This is a genomic window from Streptomyces sp. SN-593, assembly GCF_016756395.1.
Lineage (GTDB): Bacteria > Actinomycetota > Actinomycetes > Streptomycetales > Streptomycetaceae > Actinacidiphila > Actinacidiphila reveromycinica.
Window position 1 is genome coordinate 4,626,501 of the sequence record NZ_AP018365.1, and the last position, 19,223, is coordinate 4,645,723.

Below are 19,223 nucleotides of genomic sequence, written 5' to 3' on the forward strand. Positions count from 1 at the left end.
CAGCCTCCAGTCCAGCGTTCCATGTGGGGCCCATGCTGTGTTTTGTTGGGAACGCGGCGGGCGGCTTCGCGGATGACGTGCCCTTTCTATCGCTTCTTTGGGAGCTGATCCCAAGCGGGTCGGTTCCCTGGGAACTCGTGGGTCAGTGAGACTGCTCCCCGCACCCGCGAGGTGTCCCGCTCCGAGAACTCCTTGACAGGGGGTCGCCGGCCACGTCGAGGATGGTGATGGCGGATGCCGTCCGGGTCGGTGTGGGTGGCAACGAGGAAGCGAGCGTTCGGTGACCGACCGGTCATTCGTTCCGTGGGTGTCAGGCCCGAACCCGACGCCAGGCGCCCGTCGGCGGCGAGGTCGATGACGCCGACGATCAGCTGGCCGCCGGGTCTCGCCGTCGGGCCAGTTGACTTCGGCGGACGACAGGGCGGCCAGCGCGTCCGTCTTGGGAGAAAGCGGGCGTGTCGAGCGCTGTCGAGAGAGAGGCAGCGTGCCTGCGAGATGCGGAGGCGGATGTGGTGGAGCTGTAGGTCCAGCGGGTAGGGCCGGCATAGAAGTGGCCCAGCCGTTTCGTCAGAGCACTGTGTCAGCCAGTTGTTGGTCTCCTCTCGAGGAATCATCGCCTGACGTCCGTCTGTCGCGCATCAGGGTGTGCCTCGTGTCGATCAGGCGTGGCGTCAGCCGTAGAGCGACCTCCTCCACGGGATGGAGCAGGCCATCATCACCGAGTTCCGCCCTCCAGACGCGGTAACCCAAATCGGGATAAGCGGGGTTGATGCCGATTTCGCCCTTGGGCATCGTCCCGTTGAAGGGAAGTGAGATGTCCATGTGGTTCCAGTAGTTCCATGCCTGAACTGCTTTATATTCGTCGAAGAAGTGGTAGAAGTCCGGATACCGTCGAAAGCGGCGCAGCTCACGGTGGATGAGGTGGCCAAGAAGCGGACCGAAGGACTCGGCAGCGTGGTCGAAGTCCCATCGAGCGCGGTGCCAATGGTCGATGCTCCACGCCGGCCCGAGGAAGCGGGTGGCGACCAGGTAGCTGATGCGCGTCGTGAGGTGAGCTCGTGCGTGGGCTGAATCGATAGTCGGGTCGATCTGGCCGAGGAGTTGTTCCAGCAGTGCGAAGCTGGGGCGGAACCGGGCCAGGTCGAAGTGGCCCGCCGTGCCGGGGAATCCCTCGAAGAGCACTCTCTTGTAGAGCCAGTTGTTGAATTCTCCGAGTCCCGCGAGTTGCCGAGTGTGATGTGAACGCGAGTAGAGCATGAGGTATTCCGACAGCGCCTCGAAGTAGACATAGCCCAGGACCGGGATCCTGGGGATGGTCTCGGAGAGGAGACGGGGGAATGCCGCATGCTCCGTCGGGTCCGGGTTGAGTGCGATTGAAGTCGCCAGGCTCAGGAAGTCCGTCGAGTTCCTGACCCGGCTCACCACGGCTTCGCGGAGTTCGCAGCGTTCCTTCGGGCCGAGGAGATTTTCCAGGTCCCGGTAGTTGCGCAGGTGGATGGACCCCAGTCTGAGGTAGTCGATACCGGTCAGACCGCGGTGGCCCCGGCGCGGCACAGTGACCTCCAGGACCAACGGAGTCGTGGGCCGGCCGGGAAGAGAGGAACGTGCCACGGAGGCGGGCACTTCCGTGGTGAGAACGTACTCGGCAAGGTTGTGCATGCGGAGGCCGTCAGGCGTGAGCGTGAGCGGTGCGCAGTAGAGGCTTCCCACAAGGCAGCCGCCCGAGGGCCGGAGCGTGCCGTTCTGTGCGATGCGATCGAAGGACGAGGTGACATGGAGCAGGTGCAGGGTGTCTCCGCCGCGCAATGCCTCGAACATGGCGTTGTCGGCCAGTAGGCCGCCGTTCGGCGCTTCCTGGGTCAGGCGGATGCGCCACGCCTCCGTCTGTTCGGCGAGTGGGTCGGAGCGGCCGGCGACGCCCGGCCCCACAGGTGAGGAGTACGAGACATGTGCGTCGGCCCACATGTCGTAGAGGTCAGGACTGCTCATCAAGCGATCACTCCGAGGTCGAAGCTGAGCTGCACGGCTGCGTCGTCTTCTTCCGGTTCTGTCAACTGGTCCTGGGTGGTGGGCAGCACGTACTCAGCCGCCTTGCGGGCCAGATGGAGCGGGAGCGGCAGCGCGAGCATGGGTGCCCGGCGGGGCGACTGTCGCAGCCGGTGGGTGAGGGCCGCCCACAGTTCGGGATCGTCGTCGGACTGGCATCCGGCGACGGTGATCTCCAGCAGGCCGGGGTTCCATGCCAGCTTGTCGGTGTCGATCGTGGTGCCCGTCCTGCCGTTCCTGGCGTAGGCCCGCAGAGCCCAACGCGATGCCATGACAGACAGATTCGTGCCCGGCCCCGCCTTTCCGTCGGTGCTGCCGAACACCCGGTTCAGCGGACAGCATCCTGGCGGTTTCCAGAGCCCGGTGGCGATGCCGAAGAGCTCTTCCTCCTTGCCGTCGTCCGTGGTCCGCTCCCCGTGGCCCCACCACTGGGGGGTCTCGGTGCCGGCATTGTCGCGGACCCGGATCAGCCGGAGTCGGGGCCCCTGGAGGTCGAGCCGTTGCTGTCGCCTGCCGTGCAGCTGGATCATGTCCCGCTCGATGCGGCCGTTCTGCAGCCAGGGCCACAGTTGGCGGGCGTTCTGCGCGTGGGCTAGCAGCAGGGTCGGACGGTCCCGCAGGCTGAACAGGATCTCCTGGACGGCGTCCGCCACCGCCCTCCTGTGCTGTTCGGTCCGGCCTTCCCGATCCCGGCCCTGTTCCGATCCGTCACCGTCCTCTGCATCCTCCGACTCCTCTGCGTCCTCCGTGTCGGCCACGCCCGTCTCCTGCTGCTCCGCGGCGAGGTCGCTCGGGTCGTCCACCGTCGGCAGCTCGGCTGATTCGGCCAGGCGCATCAGGAGCGCCGAGTACGGGACCCACTCACCGGTCCTGCTGTCCCACCCGGTGATCCGCGTCGGGGCGGCCTCGCCGGGACGGATGCGGATGGCGATCGGCACCAGGTCCGCCCGGCGGGTCGGGCCGTCCCGGCGACGCTTGACCAGCCACAGGGCCGCGTACTGCGTATCTGCGGGGATGATCGGGCCGAGGCCGTGGTCCGGGACAGCGCGGTGCCCGAGCTGACGGAAGCCGTCCGTCCAGCACGCCTCCAGTTTCTTCGCCCTTGCCTTCTCCACCTCCGAGGGCTTGACCTTGGCCTTGCGGGGGTTCACTACGAACTGGGTCACCCGTCCGGCGTCCCGAAAACCCAGGCGCAGGGCGAACTTGGGGTCGGCGGAGCGTGGCTCGTAGGCATCCCGATGGTGGATCTCCACCAGGGCCAGAGTCGCGCGGCCGTCCGTGGCCGCTCCGGGCAGCTGCTGCACGACCCGGTCGCGGCGGTTTCCGATGGCGGCGTGCAGTGCGCTTGTCTTCCAGCGGTCGGCTTCGGGCAGGCCGAGGTTGTCGGCGAGCTCGCCGATCCGTGCCAGCCGCAGCTCCACCCTCAGCTCGGAAGTGCGCCACGAAAGGGTCTCCCCATCGCTCATATCCGCCGGCTGCCGCACCGGTTCCCCTTCGAGGCCGAGCATGGTGGCGAGCGCTTTCACACCCGCGTCCCGGATGGGTTCGCTCAGCCAGAGGAACTCCACGCGCAGGGGTCCGCCCCTCAGCAGTTCCGCCATCTCCCGGCGGTGCGCGGCGGTTTCTCGTACGTCGGGTTCAGAGGTCTCCTCGTCGCGTTCCCTGGCACGCCGCCGCGCTTTCAGATAGCGGTCGGCCCGCACCTGGTCAGGCACGCGTACCAGCCCCTCGGGCAGTGCGTTTTCGAACCACTTCGTAAGAGGAACCCGGTCACCGGGCATCAGTCCGCCCCTCACACCGTGGGACCCCATCATCGTGCTGTGCACCACCGCGGCTGTGACGCCGCCTGCACCGGTGAGCCAGTGGGCCGGCCGGCTGCTGAGATCCTCCGGTTCCGGCAGGGCCTGTCGGAGCCGCAGCCGGGAGAGCATCCCGTCGGGACCGCCAGCCTCCCAGCGGCGGGCGCGGAGCTCACGGTCGTAGCTGAGGCGTCCCACGGAGAAGCGAGCGGAGGCCCAGCTCTCGGGAATGTCAGCGATCCACGGCGCGTCGGCCAGCAGGTAGACGGACGCAGATCGACGGGGTGGGAAGTACAGGCCGTTCTTTCCGGTCCGGGTCGCCCATCGCCTGACGCCGCAGCGCAGATGGACCCGGAAATCCGGGGAGAACGGAACCGTCTGGAGGGACAGCGTCAACAGCGCTGAGAACCACCACGTTCGTCCGTCGCGGTCCTGGTGGATGTCGGGCGGCCAGGACAGCAGCTCGGCGCCCCGATCATTGGGGCGTCGGGCTACGCCCCGGAAGGTCAGAGTGCCGCCCGAGTAGCGGAACGGCTCGAGGCCCAGGGCCAGTTCGGCCAGTGCGTCGGGCAGCAGTTGATAGAGCCGTTCGTCCGGCTCCGCCGTGCCGCCCCGTGTCGAGGATCGGGCGAACATCGGGATCTCGCTTCGCCCCCAGGGAAGTTCGCCGAGACGCAGCTCGTTCAGCACCTTGCGGACCGCCTGCCGGTGTTCTGGCTCCGGCCGCAAGTCACGGACCCAGGTGTGCACAAGTGTGGAGAGGACGTCCTGGGGTACCGGCCTGCGGGCGTACAGCCACGGCTCGTCACGCGAAACGTCGAGCCACTTCGCCACCGAGACCACCTCGGGGGCAAGCGCCTGGAGGAGCCCGTTGAGGCGCTTGACCGGCACGCCGCGGCAGTCGTCCGGGCGTTTGAGCCCGAGGCGGTAGAGGTCCAGGAGGAGCTTGCGGTGGTACTGCGGGAAGGGAAGCGTGTAGTAGGGGACGGTCCACTCGGCCCCGGGAGCGGGAGCGTAGCCGGCGAGCCGGATGGTGTCGTAGCGGATCACGGAACTCCTCAAGCCGCGCGGCGTTGCGCGTCCGGCCGGTAGGGGGGAATGGCCTTGAGCGCCAGGTAGAAGGGCTCGTAGAGGGTCTGGACCAGTTGCCGCTGATCAAGGGGGACCGGCCCGTTATCGTCGAAGTAGGGGTCGAGGACATGGATCATGCTGGCGAGCAGTCCGGTGCGGTACGTGTCCGGCCCGCGCCCTGCGGCTTCACGCTCGGCGAACCGGGAGTCCACAAAGACCACCCTGGCCGGGACACCACCCCGCACCAGCCGTCCGATCACCTGCCACATCACGACCAGGCGGTCCCAGGTGAAGGCCGCCTTGTCTTCGTCGTCGAGGTGGCGCCAGGCCATCTTCCGGGTCAGCAGACGGCGCCACCGGATGCGTGCCTCCCTGCGGAAGGCGCGACCGGCGGCGTTGAGGTCCGGGGCGGAGGAGACCAGTTCATCGAATCCGTCGTCGGCCACCATGCGCGTCACCCAGCTGTTGATGCCCTGGACCGCGAGGCCGATGTCATGCGGACGCGGGTGGGGCCGGGCCAGGAAGAAGACCGAGCCGATTGCCGCCTTCCCCGCGTCGTTCAGGATGTTGTGGCCGCGTTCCACCGACATGAGCGGCGCGATGAGGATCTCGGCGTCCATGGCCCCGAAGGCGGAGACGTCGCCGCGGCGCAGCGTTCCCGGCTCGGTGACCGCCAACGGGTCTCCCTGGGCGGCGCCACCGAAGGAGACCTCCAACTCTGCGTCGTCTGCGATCAGTCGGCACACCTTCCCCTTCCAACGGGGGATCGCGTCGAGGAGCTGGAAGCCTCGGCGGCCTTCCTCGTACGAGCCGACGAGCACCAGCAGACGCTTGCGCTTGGGGCTCAGGATCAGGTCCAACTCCTCTTCGAAGTCGCTCTTGAGCTGGCCTTCACGCGGCCTTGCGAGGGCGTCGAGCATCCGCTCCAGGACCTTTGGACGCCGATCGGGCCGCATGCCTGAGAGGTGCAGGGGTTTCCCGTCCGGGCCGGGGATGAAGAGCTTGCGGAAGGAGGTGCGGCGCAGCGCCTGGCGCTCTTTGGGAGAGGACTTCAGGATGGCGCGGACCGGGGCCAGCACGTGCGCGCCTGCCGCCGTGCCGGCCCAACTGGTGCCCGACATCAGCAGGACGTGCGCCGTCGGACTGCCGTCGAGCGCGGCCACCTCGTGCAACCCGGTCACCAGAGACCGGCCCACTCCGGCACAGCGGAAGAAGCGGAGCACCGTACTGCCGGATTCGGGCCCGGCGTCCGGCTCCTCGGTGAGGAACTGGAACCCGAGAATGTTGCCCATCGGCGACTCGGGCACGAGCGGTCCGTAGTCAAGCGGCGGTCGCCGGGACAACTGGTTGTCGGTCGACTCCAGGTTGAGTGCGGCTTCTACTGTCGGCCATAGGTCGGTGAGGATGTCGAGGCGCTGCTGGAGCACCCCCAGCAGCAAAGTGAACTCAAAGCGCATCGTCTTGACGGCGAGTTCGTCGGCGGACGCAAGTGCGATGCCGGACAGCCTCTTCAGCACGGCTCCGGCTTCGACACGGGTGCGATCCTCGTCGAGCGTGTGCAGCAGTTCGTGAGCGAGCTTGACCAGTTCGGCTAGTTCGGGGTTCTCAGGGTGGTTGCCTCCAAGCGGGTCGTCACGGAAGGCGTCCAGCACGTCCATGACCGCTGCCCGCCTGACGCTGTGTGGGTCCGTAGGCTCCTCGTCCTTCTCGGACCTGTCGGTGTCGGACTCTGGGCTGTCCAGGTCGTCCTCCCCGCGGAGATCCTCCTCGAATTCGATGTCGGGTTCGTCGTCCTCCTCCGAGGTGTCTGGGGCGGTCCGCTCCCGGAACCAGTCGTCGACCAGTTTCTGTTGCAGCGTCCAGGTGCTGAAATAGTCGGCCTGTACCCATTCGCTGAGTTTTGGGTGACGCATCAGCCTTGAGTACAGCCGGTTCGTGGCGGCGATCGATGCAGTCAGAGAGGACGACCAGCGGTCCACGTCCGCGTTCGACAGTTGCAGCCGCCCCTTCCCGGCGAACTCGTTGATTGTGTGGGTCTGGAGTTCGTCGAGCCAGGAGTCCGGCGAGCGCCCCACGAGGGTGGCCGAGGGCACGAACATCGAGTCGAGCTGCATCTGTACCCGGTCCGCCTCGTCCACGATGATGAGGTCGCTGCGGACACAAGCGAGTTCGAGGAATCGGGCCCGCTCCCGGTTCTGGTGTCTGGGCGTCAGCCCGTAGACGAGGCTGGCAGGATTGGCCACCCAGATGTCCGCGTCGACCAGGTCGTGGGCGCCGCGTTGCCGGGGGCACTCGGCCCATAGGGGGCAGCCGTGCGCGGTGTCGGGGCGGTCGCTGCTCGGGTCTTCGGTGCCCGCGGCGGGTGGATCGGTCTGCTGCTCTGCGAACAGCACGTCCGGCTCGGCCGCCCCCTGAGTGGCCGTTCGCGCGTCCGCCGGGTACAGCCGGGTACAGGGCGACTCGATGATGTCGAGGGGCTGGAGCGCCTCGGCGCCACGCAGGGCGTCGAGCGGGCAGGCTGTGCTGAGATAGGGGAAGTGCTTGGCAGCGTGGCCGAGCAATGGCAGCGAGCCCGTACCTGCCAGCCTGCGGTGCATGCGCTGAGCGTTCCGGGCGCGGGTGGAGGTGCCGAGCACCGGGGCCACCTTCAGCTGAAGGGCTCCGAACAAAGCCACAAGGGACAACTGCTCGGCGACGTCGCCTACGACGATGGTCACCTTTCGCTCCTGCCGGACGATTTGCACGGTGAGCACGTCCCGCAGCGTGCTCTTGCCGGCGCCGACCATGCCAACGAGATGGAAGAGGCCGGTCACCGAGAGCTTCAGGCTCGACCGGTAGGCCGTTCCCGTGGAATCGAGCACGTCCAGTTCGATCCGCGACACTCGGCTTTCCCAGGACTTGCGGGGGTCGGTGATTCCGAGCTGCCAGTCCATCCACCGTGCCGTCGTCAGTAGTTCGTCCCAGGTCGTCTCGATCGGACGGCCCGCCTTGGGGGGTGGCAGGAGACTGTGCGGCCGGGCGGTGCCGACCGGTAGATGCACAGGCAGCCGGACGGAGGTGAGGAGCTTGCCCTGCGGGAAGCGGTAGGACTTTCCAGGCTTGGCGACCAGCATCCGCTGCCGCCGGTGGAAGGGGGGCGCGGAGGTGAGGGCCTGCTCATACACCTCCCAGCGCTCGGTGGCGATCGACACCTCCACCCGCCGGGCGGGTGCGTCCGTGTCGTCGACCTGGTAGCCGCGTACCTCCGGTGGGAAGGAGGCGTACTGACGCAGAGCCCGTTCCCAGGTGCGCCGCCGCCGCAGCATCCACAGCAGGTGTCGGGCCACCCGGAGCATCCTCTCTCGCTCCGGCGTCCGGTCTCCGACCAGTGCGAAGGGGTAGCCGCCGAGCACCGTCCATGCCGCGATGGCCGGCTCTCCGCGGCAGAGGAGTTCCAGCAGGTACAGTCCCAGTTCCACACGGCACAACTGGTTGGGCCGGATCGGTCCCCTGTCCCGCGGCCAGGCGGGGCGGATGCGTCCGGCAGTACAAGTGAGCCAGGAGTTGCGGTCGCGCATCAGAACGGTCCCCCTGTCGGTTCGTCCCCCGAGTCCGCGTACCTAGTGCCGACACGGCCGGTTTCAGGAAGTTGTCGGGCGGCGCGGAGGAGTTCCCTGTCGGTCATGAGCTCCGGTGACGCGGACCACCGGTAGCGCTCGAAGGTCGTGCGGAAGGCCGGCTGATCGCGCAGTCGGGCAGCCGGTATCACCCACACGCAGCGGTCGTAAGGTGGGTCGGGCGACGGCATGGTGGCCCGGCGGCCCAGCAGGGCCGGGCTCGCCCAGTCCTTGTGGTCGACGGCCAAGACCGTGTCGTCGGGCAATCGCACACGCATGCCGTAGGCGCCGAAGCCGGGCCACAGCTCCACGTCCGCCCCGATAGCCGTCAGTTGGCGGGCCAGCCGAGTCTCCATGGCGCCGGGCTCCGACACCCACTGGCGCAGCGGCCGGATCAGCAGTTGCACGCCGCCGCCGTCATCGGCCTGGTACTCGCGGCCTCGGCGCACTGTGTCCAGGTTGCGGCAGCGTTGCCGCTCGCACCACAGTCCGTCCTCGGTCGTGAGGTGCAGCAGCGTGTGACAGCGAGCGCAAGCGGTGTAACTTCGCCGCTCCCGGTCGAGGTAGCCGGCCGGCGCCGGCTGGTAGACGTCGTGCATCAGGTCCACCAGGGGCCCCAGATCGCCGTCCGCTGCGGCGGGGATGGTCGTCAGCTCGCGGTGGGTGAGCACGGGGCGGCGTACCAGCAGCAGCCGAAAGGCCTGGTAAGCCTCCGGGTAGTTCTCTTCCCGACAGCGACTCGACGCGGCTGCCATGTAGCGCTGTTCGGAGTAGCGGGCGCCGGAGTCCTCCGCGTCCACGGCCCATTCGTAGCAGAGCTGGGTCGGCTGCCGGGTGGCCTTGTCCAGCAGCAGGGACCCCGGCGGCACCGCATCCGGCGGCAGTGTGATCGGCCAGCGGTCCAAGGGGCGTTGCGCCGCCCACTCCACGAGGTGGGGCAGGCTCTCGGGGGGCCGTGCCTTGAGCATCAGGCAATTGAGAACCATATTGTTCAGGGCGCGTTGTGCCTCGTCGGGGTAAGGCAGGGCGAACGTTCCCGGACTGGCGATGTCACTGAGACGGACCATGGCGGTGGCGACGCTCCGCAGGAGGAAGACGCCGTCGGTCTCGGACCATGGGGCCGAGCGGGCTGGCTGGTCGTTCATTCAGCCCTTCTCGGCGCCGGGGGCGGACGGCTCGGCGGAGGGGCACCAGACGGCCATTTCGCAGTCCCGGCAGTGCGGGCCGGGGCGGGCGGCGGCGGTGGTGTCGGCGTGCCAGTCGGCGGCCAGAGCGTGGACGACCTCGCGTGCGGTAGCACGGTTCTCGGGATCGAACGGGTCGACGACGGTCAGTCGGGCGCCGTGCGGCCCGAGAACCTCCAGCTCGACCCGCGCGGCGGACACGTCCTCGCCGATGACGGGACTGGTGCTGAGCAGGATGGCGAGCGCGAGTTGCGGCCGTTCGCGGAGGGCGTCGGTGTCCTCAGGGGGATCGCGCCGGGCGTCCGTCTTCGTCTCCCGGTAGACCCAGGAGCGCCCGTCCCGGTAGAGCATGTCCGTCTTGGCCAGCACCACGACGTCGGCTGCGGTGTCGTGCACGACGACGGTGTGTTCGTGGACCACTTCGGTGACGCCGGACAGTTTGAACGGGCAGTAGCGTGCGTGCGCGGCGACCATCCGCGCACCGAGGTAGGCCTGTTCCTCGGGTATGGTCCAGCGTCCGGCCGACCACGGGGCCCGGCCATCGGGGGCGTCCTGGGGTCGGCAGGCGATCCCGGGGTGGGTCTCGTGGCGCTGCTGGATCCAGGCGTGCACAGCATGACCGCGGATGACGTGCGGGGTCAGCGCGTGTCCCTCGCGGTCCGGCAGCTTGAGGCGGCGCAGACGCTCCCGGGCGGGGCAGCCCTCGTCGCGATCCGGGCGGCCGGCATACGAACGCCCGTTGGTGACCGACCAGGTGCGGCGCGGCCGAGTCTGGTCGTCGATACTGAGGACGCCGCCGAGGCGGCTCAGCGCGGGGCAGTTGGGAGCGTACTTGCAGTCTTCGCAGTCGCGGCCCGGAACGAAGGTGCCCGCGGAGACGGCGGCGGTCAGTCCTGGAGCGCCGTACGCCGCGTAGCGCCGCGCCACGTCTTCGGGGCCTTCGGACACCGATGTGCGACGTTCCCCGTCAAGGCAGCTCACCTCCGTGATCCTCACCTCCTCGGGCTGCCGCCAGGCTGCCTCGCCGGCATCCAGCGCCAGCTGCGCATCGCGGCTCCAGTTGAAGCGGTTCGGCAGCCGGTGCGGTTCACCGCGGGCGACGACCTGCGCGGCTGCCGCCAGGTCGGCCCGCTCCGCCTGGACGGCAGGCTCTGCGGTGCCGTACTGCGGCCCGCGCAGGCTCCTTGCGACCGGTAGGCGTAACTCCCGCACCCGGCCGTCGGCCGAAGCATACGGACGGCCCCAGACACACTGTTCGTAGCGTTTGGCGTTTCGGCTGTCGGCCTCCCTGAGCTGGGTGACGAGCACCCAGGAGTGGGAGACGGGCAGGAGATCCGGCGGGCTGCCTTCCAGGTAGCGGTCGAGCGCGAAGCGGGTCCACGCGGCAAGCCCCGGGTCGGCCTCGGGCCGCTCCCGGCTCGGCGCCAGGGCCCGGCGAATGGCCTGCTCCCGTTCGACGCCGTCGTGCTCGATCAGATCGAGCGCCTCTCCGAACGGCCCGAGGTTGAAACTCTCCCGCGGATCCGCCTTGTACATCGGAAGCGGGCTGGTGGCCAGCTTGATCCCGGTGCGGGCTTTGAGCGCCCCCTTGTAGGGGCAGCTGCTGCGGCTCTGGCGGAGGAAGGAACCCGCGAATACACGGATCAGCCCGTTGGTCCAAGTGCTCTCAGGCGGTGGCGTCCAGGTCGGCATTGCAATCTCCCGTGCGTCGGCCTCAATGGGACGCCATCATGGGAGCATCTCTTGTGAAGTCAGTCAACCAGCTCTTTCGAGTGATTGAACTTAACGATATAGGCCTCTATGATCCTTCGGATGCAGTGTGCGAGGAGGTTACGATGACGAGCGGTGCCGAGGTCACGGCAGCCGAGATCGCCCGCATCGCCGGCGTCGGCCCGGCGGCGGTGAGCAACTGGCGCCGGAGATATGCGGAGTTTCCCACCCCTACTGGCGGTACGGCGGCCAGTCCGCAGTTCTCGCTGTCCGACGTCATGGAGTGGCTCGAAGCACACGGTCGCCCGGTACGGCTTTCGCCGACCGACGAGGTGTGGCGTGCCATGGAGGCGCTGCGGGACCCAGGTCGCCCCGGCGGGATACTGGTCACGGTCGGGCTTCGCCTGCTCGATGAGAAGCTGCCGCGTTCCGGTCGGGCCGACGCCGGCGCCCTCCCCGAGGACCTGGGGGTCCAGGTCGACGCGCTGAGGGAACAGTTGGGCGCCGGGCCGGCATTCGAGGTGCTGCTCGGACGCTGGGTGGAGGCGCATGCCCGCCATGTGGAGGTGACACCTGCCCCGGTGGCGGCGTTGATGTGCGCGCTTGTCGGCACAGCGGACGATACGGCCACGCCTTCCGTGCTGGACCCCGCCTGCGGTACGGGCAGCCTTCTGCTCCAGGCCGCCGAGGACGGGACCGCTGTCCTCCTCGGCCAGGAGATCGACGCCGATCTGGCCGAAATCACTGCCCTCCGCCTTCGACTCCGCGGGCACCACGATGTCTCCGTGGCCGCGGGAAGCTCCCTGCTGGGGGACGTCCACTCCGCCGCACGGGTGCAGGGTGTCGTCTGCAACCTCCCGTTCGGCCAAAGAGACTGGGGCCGGTCGGAGTTGGGATACGACATTCGCTGGACGTACGGCCTACCGCCGAGGGGAGAGCCCGAACTCGCCTGGGTCCAGCATGCCCTGGCCCATCTGCATGACGGGGGCCGTGCGGTTCTCCTCATGCCCGCGGCTGCGGCCTCCAGGCCCTCAGGGCGCCGCATTCGAGCCGAACTGCTACGGCGCGGCACCCTGCGAGGGGTCGTGGCCCTGCCGCCCGGCTCGACCTCCACCCATACCCTGGGGACCCATCTCTGGTTGCTTCAGCCAGGCGACGAGCGCGCGCGGGGGCAGGTGCTCTTCGTTAACACCGAATTGCTAGCCGTCCCGCCCCGGGAGAATCGTGCCACTGGAACCGACTGGACGGCCGTAAGGGCCGCCGTTTCTTCGGCGTGGCGGCAATTCCAGGAGGGAACAGCTCTGGACCCCGCTTTCTCCCGCGCGGTTCCTGTGACCGAGCTCCTCGACGAGGATGTGGACATCACTCCGGCACGTCACGTCGGCCCGGTCCCCGGCGACGCCGTCGACGCCGCACAGCTGAAAAAGGACCAGGCTCGCTGGCTCGAGTCGCTGACCAAACTGGCAGAGGCACTCCCCGCCGTACGGGTGGCACGGTCAGATATGCCGTCGGCCGGCCCGCGGACACTCGTGTCGCTGGAAGACCTCATCGGTTCCGGCGCCCTGCGGATGTGGCGCGGCTCTTCCGGTCGGGCGATGCCTGACGAGACGGCGGAGGAGGTCCCGCAGCTCACCCTGAACGACGGGTTGTCCCGCACGCCCCCCAGCAGCCATACGTACGACCGCGAGGCCGAGCGCATCCGTGACGGAGACGTTCTGGTCTTCGCGGGGATGCCGCAGGGCGCCCGACCCGCCGACCCGTGGGAAGTCGGAGCCGCGGTCGGGCCGGGAATCGCCGTGCTGCGCCCCGAACACGCTGATCTGGACTCGTGGTTCCTGGCGGGGGCACTGACCGCCAGTCCCGGTCTCGGACGCTCTGGCGCCGTCCCGGGGACATCCAGCCGCCCGAGCCGACTCGACCCTGGACGCTTCTTCCTCCCGGTCCGCGAGCCGGACGATCAGCGCCTGATCGGGCGTGCGTTCCGGGACATCGCACGGTTCGAAGCGTGCTTGGACCAAGCCGTCGAGCACGGCCGTGGCGCCGCACGCCATCTGGCGGATGCGCTGGCTGCAGGACTGGCCGACCCGATCGACGACGACAGGCAGGGCTGAGATGTTCGGCGGAGTGGGCGTCGGCACGTCCGAGATCTTCGGGGGCCACCTTTTGCGCTCCCGTTACCGGCTGGACCAGCCCCTCGGCAAGGGAGGAATGGGGACGGTCTGGCAGGCGTACGACACGACTCTCAGCCGCCCGGTGGCGGTGAAGTTCGCGAATCCCGCCGTGGCTTCGACACCTGAACTGCGGAGTGAGATCGTCAAGCGCTTCCAACAGGAGGCTGCGGTGACCGCGCTGTTCACGAGTGTCGCGGTGCCGACCGTCTATGACTTCGGGGAGGAGAGCGGGCATTTCTACCTCGTCATGGAACAGATTGACGGCGCGTCTCTCAAGGAGTTCCTGGACGAAGGCGACCTGCTCGAGCTTCCCGTCGCAGCCAGCATCATCGTTCCCATTTGCCATGTCCTCGCCGCGGCACATCGCGCCGGTGTCGTGCACCGCGACCTCAAGCCCTCCAACGTGATGATCTCCGCGCAGGGTTACACCAAGGTTCTGGACTTCGGCATCGCCCGCGTTGAGGGAGCCCTTGACGACACCAGGCTCACCACGGCGGGCAAGAATCCCGGCAGCGCCGCTTACATGCCGCCGGAGCAGGTCAAGGGGGAGGAGGTTACGGGGCGATCGGATCTTTACAGCCTGGGGTGTCTGCTGTACGAGATGCTGGCGGGCCGGCCCGTCTTTCACGACCAGAACGACCATGACCTCCGACAGATGCATGTCGTCGGCACTCCCGATCCGCTGGGCTTACTCCGAGAGGGGCTGCCCGATGACGTGCTCGCCCTCGTTGCCCGGCTTCTTGCCAAGGATCCCGCAGAGCGGCCCGCCACGGCGGACGAGGTGAACCGAGTTCTGCGCCCCTACCTGCCGATCAGCAGCGACGGTCCCCCGGCCGGCTACCTTTGGCCAGACCCCACCCGTCCCTTCCGCGAGCCCTTCGCACCCGACGACGTGCCGATGACCGGTTCCCGGATCGAACTCCCTGGCACCGCAGCATGGACGTACCGTCCCCGGGCCGACGCCAAGGACCTCCACCATGAGGCGCGTCGCCTGCTCGCCACGAAACCGGCCCAGGCGGTAGACCTGCTCACCGCACGACTGCCGGACTTCGGGGAGCAGTACGGTCTCCGCGCCCGTGAGGTTCTGGACCTGCGGTTCGATCTGGCTGAGGCGTTGCTAGCCAAGGGCGACCGCGAGGAGGCGCGGGCCGTATACATGGAGATCCAGCGGGACACCTTCGGAGTCCTGGGGCTGGAGGATTACGGAACCCGAGCGGAGGAAGGACTCTCTCTGTGCGATTGAGGCGAGCGGGCGTTTACAACTCCGCCGTCTCCGCTCTTTCCTCGAACCGGTCAGCCCAAGCCGCGACCCTGCGGCTGACCCGGTCAAGGATGTCTCGTACCTCCCTCACCTGTGCAGGTTCCCAGCCCTCCTGTATGACGAAGCTGGGCCCGTCATCCTCTACGGGCACATTCGCCATCCCCGACACATCCTTGCGCAGTCGGTCAACGGACTCCCGTACGCACGCCCAGCTTACGGAGGCCGCTTTGAAGCCCACCCGGGCGTCTTCGAGTGGCATCGGCCCACCGCTGTACGTGTGACGAACCAAAGCATCGGTGAGTTCACGGGGCCGTCCCTCAGCCGTGATCAGGAGCTCGCCGTCCTCCTCGACCTCGCGGAGCCGCTCGCCCCTTCGCCCTGCCCGGATCACCTCGTACGCCTGGGCGATGCCGCGCCGTCGAGACAGCATGGCCCGCAACACCGTCGCCGCGCCCCGGTCGTCGTCGTCGTCGTTACCGCCGAACACCTCTCGCTGCAGGGCCATCGGCTCGGCCATGGCCATGTGGTACGCAGCCTTCACCGCGAGTTCGCTCTGCGCAGGACCGAGCCGACCACTGTCGCCCAGGCCCTGGCTTGCTTCGGCCATGGCCGCATCACGTAGCTCCTCCAGAGTGCAACCGTCCGTCTCGGCACCCTCCATTGGCGCTTCGGCCGACAGGTCCTCGATCTCGGGTAGCCGGTACGCGCGCTGGAGCACCGCACGACGGGGACGGAGGAACTTGGCGTCGTCCATCGCGCTATCGCTAAGTGCGGTGCGTACCGGGCGCAGGATCAACTCCACCGCGACATCGATGCGCTCGTCCCGTTTCGGCCGTTGCTTCGCGGTGAGAGACCTGATGCCCCCGTTGACCCGCCGCGCGGTTCTGACCCCACCGCCCAGCAGCGAGCGGACAATCTCCGCCGCGCGGACGTCCCGATGGCCACTCAAACCAGCCGATTTCGCCTCTTCTTGGGAGATATTTCCGGCGTACCAGTGCTTCTCCAATTCGGTGATGTGAGCATCGCCAGAACGGGACGGCTCGGCGAGACTGTCGAGGACGGCGTCAGCCTTCGCCTCGTTTTCCACGGCTGGTCCGTAGGGGCGCGGCGGACGGATGTGGGTGAGGCCGATGAAGTTGCGTACCGCCGTGTGAAATGCCTGGCCTGCCTGAGCGTTCGGCCGGAACCCGATTACAACCCGGGCAGGAATGCTGAGGGTGCGGACCTTGCACCGCTCGTCCTCGGTGAGTTCCTCCCAGCCTTGTCGCCGGATCAGGCGGGTCCAGCGGCTGATCTCGCTACGAATCTTCCGGTCGTCGGCGCCCCACTCGTACGCGATTCTCGACGGGGAGTAGTCGAGCAGTTCGTGAGCCGCGCTGATCCTGCTCGATCCATCGGCCGCGATGAGCAGCGCTCGGTCGGGGTGGCCGTTCTCGTGCGCCACTGTCAGCGAGACCACGGTCAGCGGCTGGAGGACCCCCTCGACGGCGATGTCCTGGGCGAGCGGGTTGTCCTTGATCAGCCGGCCCTTGGCGTCTTCCAGGCGTTGGGCAATTACGGTCGGTGTCTCGACACGCATCTCCAACTCCGCTACACCGGACGGGGCCGACCCCGGCTCGGTCATCACCCGGCGCCTCGTCCCGGAGCTCCCCAACGCGTACTGGCGGTGTCCGTACTCCCGCGGGTTGGCGGGGTGGGGCAGTACGGCTGCCGACCACAGCCGGGTCTCCGCAATCAGCAGGGTGCCGCCCTGTACTCGTAGCTCGGCGGGGTCCGCGAGTCTCCGCCGCATGTCGTCTGGCCGCACTGCGGCGCGGGACATCGCCCGGGCACCGCCCTCGGTGAGCCCGTGCCGGAGCAGGGCCTCCGCGAGGTTGTCGACCGCCGCCAGGCGAGGCAGCGTCCACAAGTCAGGATGCCAGCCCGGGACGGTGTTCTCTTCGACCGGGTCGTTCGCGGCCACGGTCTCGTCAGTCATGGGTGACCTCCGTGATGCGGTCCACGAGGAGCAGCGCTCGCGCCGCCCGCCTGCGGTCTTCACGCGCTGTCGGGGTATTTCCCATGACACGTGTCAGCCGCGCGGCGTACTCGCTGAGGGCTGCCCGCACCTGGTACCACTCTTCCAAGGTGAGCGGGACGCTGTACAGCCGCTCACCGTTGACGTTGACGACATCGCAATGCTCTTCGCGCTCTGCGATGGCTCCCCACCGTGTCGCCATGCGCCCGAGGGTGACCACCGAGCGGTCGTCCGCCGGGATCATGGGCGCGTCCACTGCCCGGCAGCCCTCAGCCGCCTGGTGCAGCACGGCGGCCACGAGGCTGACCTGTACTTGGTCAAGGGGAATGAAGAAGTGACCGGTCGTATCCATCACGGGACTGCGCTCCGCTAGGTCGGCCGATGTCTCATCGGCGTTGGCACCTGGCTGCCCGGCCGCGGATGCGGCGGGCAGAGCGAGAGAGCGCGGGCGTACCCGACCGTCGACCTCCACCCGTGTCGATCCGCGACAGAAACTCCGCAGACCTCTGGTGCCGCGCGAACCACACACCATCCGGCCCTGGGGGAGAAGGCGGTGAACAGTCTCGTTCCCGAGGAACACGGCAAGACGTACGACGACTCGGGGCTTGAACCGCGAGTGGGCCGTGGCGTCATGATGCTGGACATCGAGCGGGTCGCTCGGCGGGACTGTAGCCATGCGGGTACGGACAGTGCAAGTTGTGTGGTCCGCGGGCGTTGTGAGAGTCATGATCTGCTTATCAGAGCGTGCCCGAGGCCTGGCTTGTCGGGTGTTCGGGTGACTCGTTGGGTCGGGTGTGACTTGTGAGAGGTGGGCTACCCGTCCGATCTGTCCGATGAACAATGTTCTCTGGCCGATCCAGTGCTGCCTTTGGGCGATACGGCGAAGCTGCCACGGGGAGAGAACGGGGCCTGTACGGCATGGGGTGACTATGGCCCCCCGAAAGCCTGGGAGCGGAAGGAGTTGCGGGCGTTAGTGAGAGGGGCGCGGTCGCGGGTGTAGAAGAGCTTGTTCGTCAGGAGTACTGCCCACTTCTGGCGGGTCGGCGACACCCACATCGCCGTGCCGGTGAAGCCGTAGTGGACCCAGGTGTCCTCGGCCTCGGGGGTGCTGTCTGGGGCCGGGTGCCAGAAGAGGCCGCGGGCGGGGGTGAGGGGGCCGGTGTGGATGCGGAGGGAGTTCGCGATCCACGTCGAGCCGAAGGCCGCCGGGTTGGGCTTGAGCATGTGGCGCGCGAAGGTGGCGAAGTCGGCCGCCGTGGAGAAGACGCCGGCAATGCCGCAGACGCCGCCTAAGGGCCGTCCCGTAAATGATCTTCGAGTCGTTTCGGGTAGGGCGGGCTGACGTACGGCTCGCTGGCCTAGCCGGCGAGGGCGAGGTTGTGCATCCGGGCGATGCCGAGCATGGCGTGGTGGACGCCGTCGCCTTTGAGGCGGCAGTCGCGGAGGATTTTCCAGGTCTTCATGCGAGCGAAGACGTGCTCGACGCGGGCGCGGACCTGCTTGTGGGACGTGTTGTGCGCCTGCTTCCACTCGGGCAGGTCTTCGCCGTTGCGTCGGCGGTGGGGCATGACGAGTCCGGTGCCCGGGTAGCCGCCGTCGGAGATCGTCAGCGTGTTGCCGACAGCGGCTTTGGCACCGGACTCCTCCCATGCCTTGCAGTCGTTGCGGTTTCCGGCGAGCGGCCGGCCGACCACGACGACCAGGCGGGTGTCGGCGTCGATGACGACCTGATGGTTGGTGGAGTACCGGTAGTTCTTCGACGGCTCGGCCACCGTGTGGTCGCGGGTGGGGACCAGGGTGCCGTCCACGATGAGCACGGCGTCCTTCGCGAACCGCTTGCGGGGCTGGAGCGCGAGCATCGGCCCGAGGTGATCGATGATCCGGTCCGCCGCAGACTTCGACACCCCGAACAGCGGGGCGAGCTGTCGCATCGTCAGGTTCGTGCGCCAGTACGCCGCGACCAGCAGAGCCCGGTCCTCCAGCGGAAGGCCCCACGGCCTGCCTTTGCGGACCGCGTCCGCACCCTCGCGCCGCAACACTGTCACCAGCTTCCCGAAGGCGCGCGGGCTCAGCCCGGTGAACGGGGCTATCCAGGACGGCTCCGACGCCGTGAGCACACCAGCCACACCAAGATCATCCCACCCGCGGACGGCAGTTACGGGACAACCCTTAGGCGGCCTGCCGATGCGGCGGACCGGTTGGTCTTTTCCGTGGCGTGCCGGGGGGAGTTCGGGGCGGGTGTGCTCGATCTCCTGCCCGGGGCCGACCGGAATCTCGGGCTGATGCTGAACGGTTTCGGGCTGCGTGACGGTGCCGGTCGTCGGCGGGGCATTGTCCGCGCGGGTGATGAGGATGTGGAGGTGGACGG

Annotated in this window: 11 protein-coding genes; 2 read left to right on the forward strand and 9 right to left on the reverse strand. The window is 68.2% G+C overall.

Annotated elements, in window-relative coordinates; all coding sequences use genetic code 11:
* Nucleotides 1–567: 567 nt before the first annotated feature.
* The 5 genes from RVR_RS19425 to RVR_RS19445 are packed head-to-tail and all read right to left on the reverse strand — an operon-like array spanning nt 568 to nt 11,388.
* Nucleotides 568–1,989, reverse strand: coding sequence for a hypothetical protein (locus RVR_RS19425; protein WP_202235058.1), 1,422 nt, complete (start codon nt 1,987–1,989; stop codon nt 568–570).
* Nucleotides 1,989–4,895 carry a pPIWI_RE module domain-containing protein gene (locus RVR_RS19430; RefSeq protein ID WP_202235059.1) on the reverse strand — a complete coding sequence of 969 codons (2,907 nt, stop codon included), beginning with the start codon at nt 4,893–4,895 and terminating at the stop codon, nt 1,989–1,991. The genes RVR_RS19425 and RVR_RS19430 overlap by 1 nt, the downstream gene beginning before the upstream one ends.
* 8 nt (nt 4,896–4,903) lie before the next feature.
* Nucleotides 4,904–8,473 carry a pPIWI_RE_Z domain-containing protein gene (locus RVR_RS19435; protein ID WP_202235060.1) on the reverse strand — a complete coding sequence of 1,190 codons (3,570 nt, stop codon included), beginning with the start codon at nt 8,471–8,473 and terminating at the stop codon, nt 4,904–4,906.
* Entirely contained in the window at nt 8,473–9,657 is a 1,185-nt protein-coding gene (locus RVR_RS19440) for a pPIWI_RE_Y domain-containing protein (RefSeq protein ID WP_202235061.1), read from the reverse strand. Before RVR_RS19440 ends, RVR_RS19435 begins: the two co-directional genes overlap by 1 nt.
* Nucleotides 9,658–11,388, reverse strand: coding sequence for a PD-(D/E)XK nuclease family protein (locus RVR_RS19445; RefSeq protein ID WP_202235062.1), 1,731 nt, complete (start codon nt 11,386–11,388; stop codon nt 9,658–9,660).
* A gap of 143 nt (nt 11,389–11,531) precedes the next feature.
* Here RVR_RS19445 and RVR_RS19450 point away from each other — a divergent pair, with 143 nt between their 5' ends.
* On the forward strand, nt 11,532–13,517 hold the full coding sequence (locus RVR_RS19450; RefSeq protein ID WP_202235063.1) for an N-6 DNA methylase: 1,986 nt from the start codon (nt 11,532–11,534) through the stop codon (nt 13,515–13,517).
* Nucleotides 13,465–14,820, forward strand: coding sequence for a serine/threonine-protein kinase (locus RVR_RS19455; protein ID WP_202235064.1), 1,356 nt, complete (start codon nt 13,465–13,467; stop codon nt 14,818–14,820). Before RVR_RS19450 ends, RVR_RS19455 begins: the two co-directional genes overlap by 53 nt.
* 13 nt (nt 14,821–14,833) lie before the next feature.
* Here the strand turns inward: RVR_RS19455 and RVR_RS19460 are convergent, their stop codons facing one another.
* The 4 genes from RVR_RS19460 to RVR_RS38645 all read right to left on the reverse strand — a co-directional run bounded on the left by RVR_RS19460 (nt 14,834) and on the right by RVR_RS38645 (nt 18,981).
* Entirely contained in the window at nt 14,834–16,816 is a 1,983-nt protein-coding gene (locus RVR_RS19460) for a hypothetical protein (RefSeq protein ID WP_202235065.1), read from the reverse strand.
* The gene (locus RVR_RS19465; RefSeq protein WP_202235066.1) at nt 16,809–17,210 is read right to left on the reverse strand and encodes a hypothetical protein; all 402 of its coding nucleotides are present in this window, start codon (nt 17,208–17,210) and stop codon (nt 16,809–16,811) included. The genes RVR_RS19460 and RVR_RS19465 overlap by 8 nt, the downstream gene beginning before the upstream one ends.
* A 572-nt stretch (nt 17,211–17,782) precedes the next feature.
* Nucleotides 17,783–18,079, reverse strand: a complete 297-nt coding sequence (locus tag RVR_RS38640) for a hypothetical protein (protein ID WP_202235067.1) — start codon at nt 18,077–18,079, stop codon at nt 17,783–17,785.
* A 134-nt stretch (nt 18,080–18,213) separates the two neighbouring features.
* The gene (locus RVR_RS38645; protein ID WP_202234308.1) at nt 18,214–18,981 is read right to left on the reverse strand and encodes a transposase; all 768 of its coding nucleotides are present in this window, start codon (nt 18,979–18,981) and stop codon (nt 18,214–18,216) included.
* Nucleotides 18,982–19,223 lie beyond the last annotated feature (242 nt).